Raw genomic sequence first — 11,013 nt, forward strand, 5'->3', positions numbered from 1 at the left:
GGATTTCGGGCGCCGCACGCAAGGCGTGCGCCCTCATCCTTCAGGGCAACCTGGGGCACCTGGAAAACCTAGGAGGGTTATCCGGCATTCCCGGTAATCCGTCTCCGTGGTAGGGAACTAATGGACCACGCAAACCATGAGGAGGTAACGTGGCAGACGATATCAACAATAACGAGGGTATGGACGAGGCCGGCGATGCCGGTATGCCCGATGATCTGAAGCGCCTGCTTGCCCGTGCTGAGCAGGGCGAGGACGGCGACCCGGACGCCTATAACCCCGATGCCGATGATGATGAGGAAGAAGACGACGCCGAGCTCGAGGAGAGCTTTGGCGAAGTCGACCGTGGCGCCTCGGCCGGCGAGGATATCAACGGCGGCCAGCTCCAGATTTCGGAGTTTGGCCGCGAGATGAAGCAGTCGTTCATCGAGTATTCGATGTCGGTCATCACGGCGCGCGCCCTGCCGGACGTGCGCGACGGCTTAAAGCCGGTGCACCGCCGCATCCTGTACGCGATGAACGAGAGCGGCATCTACCCCAACCGCCCGCACAAGAAGTCAGCTTGGACGGTCGGCGAAGTTATCGGTAAGTACCACCCGCATGGCGATTCCGCGGTCTACGAGGCCATGGTCCGCCTGGCGCAGTGGTTCTCCATGCGCACGCCGCTCATCGACGGTCACGGTAACTTCGGTAACATCGACGGCGACGGCGCGGCGGCCATGCGTTACACCGAGAGCCGCTTGGCAAAGCCCGCCATGGAACTGCTGCGTGACTTGCAGAAGGATACCGTCGACTGGCAGCCCAACTACGACGAATCGCTCGCCGAGCCCGTGGCGCTGCCTGCGCGCTTCCCCAACCTGCTGGTCAACGGCAGCCAGGGCATCGCCGTCGGCATGGCCACCAACATCGCTCCGCATAACCTCACCGAGGCGATCGAGGCCACCTGCTACCTGATCGACAACCCCGACGCCACCGTCGACGAGCTCATGCAGATCATGCCCGGTCCGGACTTCCCCACCGGCGCCATCATCATGGGCAGCGCCGGCATTAAGCAGAGCTACGAGACCGGCCGCGGCTCCATTACCGTGCGTGCCAAGGCACACGTGGAGTCCACCAAGACCGGCCGCAGCCGCCTAGTCTTTACCGAGATTCCCTACATGGTCAACAAGGGCACCCTGCAGGAGAAGATCGCCCAGCTCGTCAACGACAAGCGCATCGAGGGCATCTCGGATATGCGCGATGAGTCCAACCAGAAGGGCATCCGTCTGGTCATCGAGCTCAAGAAGGGCGTCATTCCGCAGGTCGTGCTCAACAATCTGTATAAGTACACCTCGCTGCAGACGACCTTTGGCGCCAACAACCTGGCACTCGTCAACGGCGTTCCCAAATGCCTGAGCCTGCGCGAGATGCTGCAGCACTACATCGACCACCAGGTCGACGTCGTCACCCGCCGCACCCGCTTCGACCTTAAGAAGGCCCAGGCCCGCGCGCATATCCTCGAGGGCTACCTGATGGCCCTTGACCATATCGACGAGGTCATCAGCATCATCCGCTCCTCGCAGACCGACTCCGAGGCCAGCAGCCGACTGATCGAACGCTTTGGCTTTACGCCCGAGCAGACCACGGCCATCCTCGAGATGAAGCTGCGCCGCCTGACCGGCCTGGAGCGCGACAAGATCCAAGAAGAGTTGGACGGCCTGCGCCGCGCCATCGCCTACTACGAGGACCTGCTGGCGCACGAGGAGAAGATTCTGGGCGTCATCAAGGAAGAGATGCGCGAGATCTCCAAGAAGTTTGGCGACAAGCGCCGCACCGAGATCAGCCAGGTTGAGAAGGACTTGGACGTCGAGGACCTCATTGCCGACGAGGATATGGTCGTGACCATCACCCACACCGGCTACGTTAAGCGTATCCCGGTGGCTGCCTACCGTGCCCAGAAGCGCGGTGGCAAGGGCGTGTCGGGCGTCAACCTCAAAGAGGACGATGTTATCGACGAGATGTTCATCGCGTCCACGCACGAGTATGTGCTGTTCTTCTCGAGCAAGGGCAAGGTCTATCGCCTGAAGGTGCACGAGCTGCCGGTGGGTACGCGCCAGGCGCGCGGTACCGCGATCGTCAACCTGCTGCCCTTCGAGGAGGGCGAGAAGATCGCGAGCGTCATCAGCTGCCGCGAGTTCCCGGCCGACGAGTACCTGATGTTTGCCACCAAGAGCGGCATGGTCAAGAAGACCGTGATGAGCGCTTACGATCGTAGCCGCCGTGATGGCCTGATCGCTATCAACCTGCGCGACGACGACGCACTGCTGAACGTGCGCCGCGTGCGCGAGGGTGACAAGATTATCCTAGCCACCACCGCGGGCAAGGCGATCATGTTCTCCGAGGAGCAGGTGCGCGCCACCGGCCGCGATACCAGCGGCGTTCGCGGTATCGGTATGAAGGACGGCGTGAGCGTTCTGGGCATGGAAGTCACTAACGGCAACGGCGATCTGTTCGTCATCACCGAGCGCGGCTACGGCAAGCGCACGCCGGTCGCGGACTACCCAGAGCAGAATCGCGGCGGCCAGGGCGTCTACACCATCCAAATGACCGAGCGCAAGGGCAACCTCGCGGCCATGAAGACGGTGGGCCCGCAGCACGAGCTGTTCATCGTGACGGAGGGTGCGACGGTCATTCGCGTCAAGACCGACGAGATCAGCCAGACCGGCCGCGCCACCCAGGGCGTCAAGATGATGACCGTCGACGACAACGACCGCGTATGCGCCGTAGCCCGCATGACGGCAGCCAAAGAGAAGCCCGAAGGCGAAGCAACAGAAGACGGTTCTGCCCCCGAAGAAGCCCCAGTCGATCTAGGCGATGGCAACGACATGCCAGAAGATCTCCTAGACGAGTAAGAGGCTCTAGCTGGTAAAAATCATCAGACCCCATATATCGGCGGTCGGCGCACTGCGCGCCGACCGCTTTTTTGAAAACCTTTGAACCCCACGTCGCCCCCGGCTGCCCGGCGGCATGCGAAGTCGATCGCGAGTTCCGCACGAGCAGGAGAGCACTTAATGTGCTCTCCGTGCGAGCAGGACTGTCCGAGCAGGCGACTTCGCATGCCGCCGGGCAGCCGGGGGCGACACCCCTCAAAGATTTTCAAAAAAGTTGTTGACGCGCGCGTAACGACTCGTCTAATATATCCCTTGCGCGATGGACCTGTAGCTCAGTTGGTTAGAGCGTCCGGCTGATAACCGGGAGGTCACAAGTTCGAATCTTGTCAGGTCCACCACTTTCTTTCGCAATAAACACCCCAGCGAGAGCCGAGTCGCCGCTGGGGTGTTTATTACTGTCTCCGTGGGGGTTTAGCTCAGCTGGGAGAGCGCGGGCTTTGCAAGCCTGAGGTCAGGGGTTCGATCCCCCTAACCTCCACCATGATGGACCTGTAGCTCAGTTGGTTAGAGCGTCCGGCTGATAACCGGGAGGTCACAAGTTCGAATCTTGTCAGGTCCACCATCAAAACTGTGAAGAGCCCTGGGGCATTGCCTTGGGGCTTTTTTCTTGTCTGCGATAAATCTCATTTTGGTTTTGTGTGCTGTGCGAAAGATTGGGTAGTATAGCTATTCAATGCGGTGGAGCTGCCGCGTGTTAACCGCTACGTACCGGAGGTGTTCCATGGTTCGTGTCGACATAGAGACCATCGTCATGGCCGCCGGTCCCGTGCCATCGCTTATCGTGCTTCGCGAGCGCTGCAGCAAATCGGACTCGCCCGCGCCGCTGCGTTCCCTTTCCATTCAGACTGGTTCGTTTGAAGCCGCTGCCATCAGCCGCGGCATCGATAGCGGCCGCGCCGAGCGCCCGATTACCCATGACCTGTTGCTCGATACTGTTGGCGCCCTGGGCGCCAAGCTCGAGCGCATCGAGATCGTTCGCGCCGAGCCGCCGGTGTTCTACGCGACGATCGTCGTACTGGCCGATGGTGACGAGCGCAAGATCGACGCCCGCCCCAGTGATGCCATTGCCCTTGCCGTGCGCAGCAATGCCCCCATGTTTGTGGAGGACGACATCATGAATCGCCTGGGCACTGTTTCTACCCACGCCGAGGAAGTCGACGACGAGCAGGAGTTCGAGAAGTTCGACGAGTTCGTCCATACGCTCTCCCCCGATGACTTCTAAATGCGGGGCGTCCAGGTTGCGGAGCGTTCGCTGATGGCCGGCGGGATGTCGGCTGAAGCGGCTGCAATCGCCCGCGAGGCCCAGATGCGCTCGGAGGCTTCTGAGGCGGCTCGCATTGCCTATGTGACGCAGGCCCGCACGCTTCGTGAACGCCGCAGCTCGTTTATCAAGATGGTTGTCATCTCCGCCCTTGTCGCGGCAATCTGCTCGCGCCTTCGTGGTACAGTTGGTGCGCTTGGGTTTTCGATCTCTACGGGCCTGGTGATTTGGGGCGTGGTCGATGCGGTCATGCTGACCAGCCAGATCAAGGTGCTCGACAAGCGCGCGTCGGACATGACGCGCGCCCGCGATGCCGCCGCTAAGATCGCCGCCGAGGCGCAAGAACTGTAACGACGCCAGACTCGATGGGAAGGTCTAAAGATGGCACAGGATATGCAGGACGCCGGTAACGTCTCCGCCGAGCTCGACGCCATGGTGTGCGATCTAATCGGCGCGTTCTTGGATGACCTTGCCGCCGGTGAAAACCCCGGCGTGGTCGTGGCAATTGAGGACGCCGCTTCCAACCGTTATCTGGCGGCGCTCGATGAGGATGGCGAAGAGGCGTGCCTCGAGGCGGCCACCAACTTTATCTCCGAGCACAAGATGGGTCTTAAGGACGAGGGCCTGGGCCGTATCGCCCGCTATGCCATCGGCTATACCGGCTGCGTCGAGATTGACGGCGGCTACCATGACGCTCTGCTCGTGAGCTTTTTTGAGACGACGCTCGAGAGCGGTTTTTCGGCATATGTACTGTATGAGGGCATGGGCGCCGGCGATGGTTTTATGTGGAGCGACCCTGAACCTGCAGGTGAGGAAACCCCTCTCATCTAAAATCGCTAAAATAAACGAGTTTTCGGTAAAAGGCTCAATATTCCCGCCGAGCGTTGTATCGCTGGGCGGGTCGCATACGCGTGCCGTTTGTATATGGATAGAAGATAGGGGAACTACATGCGCGTAGACAATCTGAGGAACATCGCCATCATCGCTCACGTCGACCACGGCAAGACGACGATGGTCGACAAGCTCCTGCGTGCCACGGACGCCTTCCGTGCCAACCAGCAGGTCGAGGACCGCGTCCTGGATTCCAACGACCAGGAGCGCGAGCGCGGCATTACGATTCTCGCCAAGAACATCTCTATCGAGTACAAGGACGTTAAGATCAACGTCATCGATACCCCGGGCCACGCCGACTTTGGCGGCGAGGTCGAGCGCGTGCTGCGTATGGCCGACGGCGCCCTGCTGCTGGTCGACGCTTTTGAGGGCCCCATGCCCCAGACCCGCTTCGTGCTGCGTCACGCTATCGACACCGGCCTTAAGATCATGATCGTCATCAACAAGATCGATCGTCCGGGCGCCAACCCCGAGAAGGCCTACAACGACTGCCTGGACCTCATGGCCGACCTGGGCGCAACCGACGACCAGCTCGAGTTCGCCATGGAGCACGTGGTCTACGCCAGCGCCATGAATGGCTTTGCTCGCCTTGACCCCAACGACGGCAACATGGACATGTATCCGCTGCTCGATATGATCATCGACGACATGCCCGCGCCCGAGGTTGACGAGAACGCCCCGCTGGCCATGCAGTGCGTGACCATTGACCACTCCAACTTCGTTGGCCGTATCGGCATCGGTCGCGTGTACTCCGGCACCATCCACCAGGGCGACCAGATTTTGGTTGTGAAGAACGACGGCTCCAGCGCCACCGCTACCGTCAAACAGCTCTTTACCTTCGACTACCTGGGCCGCACCGAGTGCCAGGAAGTCGGCGCCGGCGACATCGCTGCCGTCGTGGGCATCGACCGCACCGATATCGGCGATGTCTACACCGATCCCGAGAACCCCGTTGAGCTCGAGCCCATCGAGATCGACCCGCCGACCATGTCCATCGTCTTTGAGGCGTCGACCTCCCCGCTCGTCGGTCGCGACGGCGACATCGTGGGCGCCCGTCAGCTCAAGGAGCGCCTGTTCAACGAGGCCGAGAACAACGTGACCATGAAGATCGAGGAGCTCGAGGACAAGAGCGGCGTCGAGGTCTCGGGCCGCGGCATTCTGCACCTATCCGTTCTGATGGAGTCCATGCGCCGCGAGGGCTTTGAGTTCCAGGTCGGCCGTCCCCGCGTTCTGTTTAAGAAGGACGAGAACGGCAACAAGATGGAGCCTGTCGAGCAGGCCGTCGTCGAGTGCCCGGACGAGTACTCGGGCAAGGTCGTTGAGGTCTTCGGCACCTCCGGCGGCATCATGACGAGCATGGATACCTCGGGCATCGTGACGCACCTCGAGTTTAAGATCCCGACCCGCGGCATCATGGGTCTTAAGAACCGCATTATGAACGTTACCCACGGCGAGGGCGTGTTCTACCACACCTTCCTGGAGTATGGTCCTTACGCCGGCGAGATCGGTAACCGTCAGAACGGCGCCATGATCTCCATGACCACCGAGAAGGCCGTTGCCTATGCTCTGGGTACGCTGCAGGAGCGCGGCCAGCTGTTTGTTGAGCCGGGCACCGAGTGCTATGAGGGCATGATCGTGGGCGAGCGCAGCAAGGCCGGCGACATGGTCGTCAACATCGCCCGTACCAAGAACCTGGGCAACCAGCGTTCCTCGACCTCCGATATCTCCGTCCAGCTGGTGCCGCCCCGCACTTTCTCGCTGGAGGAAGCGCTGGAGTACATCGCCGACGACGAGCTGGTCGAGATCACTCCCAAGAACATTCGCCTGCGCAAGCGTCTGCTCAACGCCACCGACCGCAAGAAGGCTGCCGTCCGCGCCGGCCAGGTCAACAAATAAGCGCTGGGCTTTATAGCGACTAACAAGAAAGGGCGTCGACCGCAATGGTCGGCGCCCTTTTTGGTGCAAGGGGATCAGGTTGCTTTGCGCCACCACAAAGGTGCCTGGCCCTTTTGTGGTGGTTGGCGGCTAGGCGGTGGGGAGTCCTGGCGTGTTAGCCGGCTGCTGCGGCTTGAGGTGGGCGTTGCGCCAGATGATCTGGATGGCGTAGCCGAGCGTGAAGACGAAGGCTACACCGCTGACAAAGTTGCCCATAAGAGGAAGTGCCGTGAGTGCGCCCGCGACGATACCGCCCACGGCGGCCATGGCGTAGCGGTTTTGGTTGTGTCCGACCATGCGCGCGACCGCGGTGCCCGTAAATGCCGCCGAGACCAAAGCGATGCCGATGACGCCGCACATGAGGGCGGCGGCGAGCGACAGGCCTGCAATCGAGATGATGAGCAGCAGCACGGCGGGAGCGACGGCGACCGTGCCCAGAAGACCACTTACCCACAGCGGCATGGGACGCTGATGGAGCATGCCGGCAGCGCTGGCGGTTGCGCGTGGAAAGACAAGCTCAAGCAGGATGGCGACAAAGCAGGTGGAAAGCGCCGCGGCAACGATGCCGCCGATAATGTCGTTGGCCGTAGAGGTGTTCTCGTTCTCGGTCCGGTCGATCTTGAGAGCTCCGACCTGGGCGCCCTCGGCCCGCTCGGGGTCCTGTGAGACGTGGGCGTTCACCGTGCCGGTGATGCGGGCGTTTTTACCCAGGATGAGCTTGTCGGCCCAGACCTCAACATCGCCATCGACGGTGCCGTCGATGGTTACGGTGTCGCCGGCAAGCGCCGCCGATTTGGCGGAGCCGCGCAGGGCGACCGTTTCGCCTGCCGCGTAAAAACAGTTGGCGGTGCTGCCGGTGTTGAGCACGACGTGCTGGCCGGCCACCGTGACGCTGCCATCGATTGCGGTTTTGGCGATATCGATGGTGCGTGCCGCCAGACGAACGGCGCCGCCTACGGTGCAATCGCGAATCGACAGGTTCTCACCCGCCGCGATAATATCGCGGCCGATGGAGGCGTCGTCTAGGTTGAGACTTTGGCCGGCCCAGTACAGGTCGCCTTCGATACCGGACGGAGTTGAGTCAACTTCGGTTGCGAGCACGTTTCCCGCGGTGTCGGTGCCGGCGAACGACACCGTGGGAAGTGCGGTGAGCGCGAGCGCAATCAGCGCGAATAGGATGGTGATGCGGGTCTGCGCTTTGTGGCGCCGGATCGACGGTACTTGGTTGCAAGGCATAGTGAATCCTTCGTTAGATACTCGACAGGTATCTAACAGGGTACCCAACGCGCGGGCGCTCTAAAAGAATCTCTCGGTTGCATTTCGAGGGGTTGTGCTGTGCTACCTACTTTTTACGGTGCAAAAAGCGCGCGATGTCTTCCTCGGTAGGGCTTTTAATGTCAAAGCGCAGTGATAGCCAACGCAGCCCCATGGTCACCACAACGCATACGACCAGTGCGGCAACATTGCTCATGAGGCCGCTCATGACGAGGGCTACATAGCTTGCCGATCCGGCGATGGCCGCGATGGCATAGAAGTTGGTGCGTTGGAAAATGCCCGGGACCACGCCCATAAAGCCGTCGCGCAGCATGCCGCCGCCCACGGCGGTAAAGAAGCCCATCATGATACATACGGCGGGCGCAAATCCGTACACCAACGCCTTGTCCGCGCCGGTTGCTGCATAGATGCCGACCGAGATGATGTCGAGCAGGGGAATGAGTTTTTCGGGCTTATCGACGATTGCCGGGAAGATATAGATGATGGCGGCTGTGGCGATGGAGAGCGGTAGTGCCATGGGCTGGTTGAGGATGTAGACGTTGCCGACCTGGAGCGTCATATCGCGCAAAAGACCGCCGCCCAGACCGCAGACCACCGCGAGCGCGACCGCGCCCACCAGGTCGAGCTTGTGCTCGCGAGCGACCAGCACGCCCGAGATCGATGCCGCGACAACGGCGAACATCTCGAGCCAAAATGGGATAGCGACCATGGCATCCGAGGCGTGTGAAGTAACAGTCATAGCGGCGACGACGGGCAAGATGAGGTCCTTTGATTCTCGGGTTTGAACAATGCCCGTACATAGTACATGGTTGGCGGCGATTGAGACCCTATTGCTCGGCAAACGGTAGGGACTGGGCGCGGGCGTGGCGTTACTGGAATGCCAGGGGTCCAAAACATGTACATCAGCCTCCAAAAACGACATTTTTCGACATCTTTGGAGGCTGACGTACATGTTTGGATTGGGTTCACAGCATGAGTGAGTTGATTTACTCACATCCGGTATATTTCCCCACTTCAACGGACATAAGAGTTGGATACCGGCTCAGAGCGAGAGGCCCTCAATGGATACCCCTGTTCTCATTTCGCATAAAACCGCATGGCTTGTCCATCATGCACCCCAGAATTTGGTTCAGTCTCTTGCGCGGCACGACTACCAGATAGGCGCACAAGGCATCTCCACCCAACAACGCGTTGCGCGCATACGACAGGCACTTATCGACTGCGGCATTCCGTCCGATATGCTCAAGACTATCGATATCTCGGTTGTATTCGAATTCGAGCGAATTCGCACCAAAGGCGTCATTTGCCACATTCTTGGACAAAATCTTCCCTACGAGCATATTAACGAGTTGACGCCCGGAATCTTCATCACCGACGAAGCCTTCACCTTCGTGCTCGCTGCCGAGTGGATGGATAGGATCGAATATCTCGAATATGGCTATGAAGTTTGCGGCGATTATCGCATGAGGCTCAATCCCGCCGACCCTTATACCGAGCAACCAGCCACCACCTCCAAGGATGAAATAATCGAACTGCTCGATCGGCATCCCGGCAAACCCGGTGCCACACGTGCACGGCTCGCGCTCAGGCATATCTACGATCGCTCGGCCTCGCCTATGGAGACCGCTTCGGCAATCGCCCTCTCACTCCCAACAAGCGAAGGCGGCGTTGGCATCCGAGGTATCGAACTCAACAAACCACTCGAGATCCCTCAACGTCTCTGGCATTGCGCCAAAGCTCGAACACTTAAAATCGATGCGCTCGTTACCTACAAGCGCAGGGAGCTCGGTATCGAATATAAGGGCGGTTTTCACGATGAGTTCGAGCGCAAAGGAGCAGATGCGGAGCGAGAGGCCGTTCTCTCCCAAATGGGATATCGAATCGTTACGCTCACTTCGGCTCAGTTCGGCAGCCAACTCGCCTTTCACCGCGCCATGAACAACATTCGCGAAGCACTCGGCATGCCTCGCTGTACCGACACCGGGCACCAGCGAGAGCAAAACGAACTACGCAAGGCTCTTATCCGCAACTGGAAAGGTATGCGAGACGAAGAGGCGCCTTCCGAATAGTGCCACTCCCGTGAGCTCAATCCAAACGTGTACGTCAGCCTTCAAAGATGTCGAAAAATGTCGGTTTTGGAGGCTGACGTACATGTTTGTGAGGGAAGGGCGGGTTCGAATCCCTCCTCCTCCGCCGTATTTGCTTGTAAGGGACTCTAAACAAAAAAGCCCCCGTTTTCGGGAGCTTTCTCAACCAAAATGGCGGAGGAGGAGGGATTCGAACCCTCGTGACCTTATACAGGCCAAACGGTTTTCGAGACCGCCGCATTCAACCACTCTGCCACCCCTCCGCGTGGGGTAAAAACAAAGCAGGCTCGAAGACCTGCTTTGGAATTAACTGGCGGAGAGTCAGGGATTTGAACCCTGGAGACGCTTTTGACGCCTACACGATTTCCAATCGTGCTCCTTCGGCCACTCGGACAACTCTCCGTTAAATGCGAAAGTCAGTATACACGAGGAATCGCAAAGTGCAAACAGAAAAGTTGGCATTTTTTAAAACGCTTGGCCGTGCTTGGCGCTGCAGTGGGGCTTGAGGTCCCAAAAAACGGCTTCCGACCAGCGTGGTTGATCAACTCAATTGTTCAAAAAAGGGTATTCATAAGCGACTTGGCAATGAATTTAAAAAGGCTCTGTTAGACCAGGATTGACATACATGTGTCCCCAC

General features: G+C 59.7%; 8 protein-coding genes and 5 tRNA genes. 9 read left to right on the forward strand and 4 right to left on the reverse strand.

Going from position 1 to position 11,013, the window contains the following annotated elements; all coding sequences use genetic code 11:
* Positions 1-179: 179 nt before the first annotated feature.
* The 8 genes from gyrA (at position 180) to typA (ending at position 6,975) form a co-directional block, all read left to right on the forward strand.
* Entirely contained in the window at positions 180-2,888 is a 2,709-nt protein-coding gene (gyrA, locus tag DW661_RS06900; RefSeq protein ID WP_118935149.1) for a DNA gyrase subunit A, read from the forward strand.
* A gap of 300 nt (positions 2,889-3,188) precedes the next feature.
* Positions 3,189-3,265 (forward strand) — tRNA-Ile (locus tag DW661_RS06905).
* Between the two features lie 67 nt (positions 3,266-3,332).
* Positions 3,333-3,408, forward strand: a tRNA-Ala gene (locus tag DW661_RS06910).
* 4 nt (positions 3,409-3,412) lie between these two features.
* Positions 3,413-3,489: transfer RNA gene (locus DW661_RS06915), tRNA-Ile, on the forward strand.
* A gap of 159 nt (positions 3,490-3,648) precedes the next feature.
* On the forward strand, positions 3,649-4,149 hold the full coding sequence (locus DW661_RS06920) for a bifunctional nuclease family protein (protein WP_118238245.1): 501 nt from the start codon (positions 3,649-3,651) through the stop codon (positions 4,147-4,149).
* A 45-nt stretch (positions 4,150-4,194) separates the two neighbouring features.
* The gene (locus DW661_RS06925) at positions 4,195-4,539 is read left to right on the forward strand and encodes a hypothetical protein (RefSeq protein ID WP_147356438.1); all 345 of its coding nucleotides are present in this window, start codon (positions 4,195-4,197) and stop codon (positions 4,537-4,539) included.
* A 30-nt stretch (positions 4,540-4,569) separates the two neighbouring features.
* Complete coding sequence (locus DW661_RS06930) at positions 4,570-5,019, forward strand: hypothetical protein (protein WP_089572580.1); 450 nt, start codon at positions 4,570-4,572, stop codon at positions 5,017-5,019.
* 117 nt (positions 5,020-5,136) lie between these two features.
* On the forward strand, positions 5,137-6,975 hold the full coding sequence (gene typA, locus DW661_RS06935) for a translational GTPase TypA (RefSeq protein WP_117848449.1): 1,839 nt from the start codon (positions 5,137-5,139) through the stop codon (positions 6,973-6,975).
* 129 nt (positions 6,976-7,104) lie between these two features.
* Here typA and DW661_RS06940 read toward each other — a convergent pair whose 3' ends face one another.
* Complete coding sequence (locus DW661_RS06940) at positions 7,105-8,250, reverse strand: polymer-forming cytoskeletal protein (RefSeq protein ID WP_117818408.1); 1,146 nt, start codon at positions 8,248-8,250, stop codon at positions 7,105-7,107.
* A 106-nt stretch (positions 8,251-8,356) separates the two neighbouring features.
* A complete protein-coding gene (locus DW661_RS06945) occupies positions 8,357-9,046 on the reverse strand; it encodes a trimeric intracellular cation channel family protein (protein WP_233539158.1) in 690 nt (229 codons plus the stop codon).
* Between the two features lie 304 nt (positions 9,047-9,350).
* Between DW661_RS06945 and DW661_RS10115 the strand changes: the two genes are divergently transcribed.
* The gene (locus tag DW661_RS10115; protein WP_147330806.1) at positions 9,351-10,358 is read left to right on the forward strand and encodes a hypothetical protein; all 1,008 of its coding nucleotides are present in this window, start codon (positions 9,351-9,353) and stop codon (positions 10,356-10,358) included.
* Between the two features lie 190 nt (positions 10,359-10,548).
* Here the strand turns inward: DW661_RS10115 and DW661_RS06965 are convergent.
* Both DW661_RS06965 and DW661_RS06970 read right to left on the reverse strand, forming a co-directional pair.
* Positions 10,549-10,639, reverse strand: a tRNA-Ser gene (locus tag DW661_RS06965).
* Between the two features lie 48 nt (positions 10,640-10,687).
* Positions 10,688-10,778, reverse strand: a tRNA-Ser gene (locus tag DW661_RS06970).
* Positions 10,779-11,013: the final 235 nt, after the last annotated feature.

The organism is Collinsella sp. AM24-1, from assembly GCF_003470325.1.
In the GTDB taxonomy this organism is placed as follows: domain Bacteria; phylum Actinomycetota; class Coriobacteriia; order Coriobacteriales; family Coriobacteriaceae; genus Collinsella.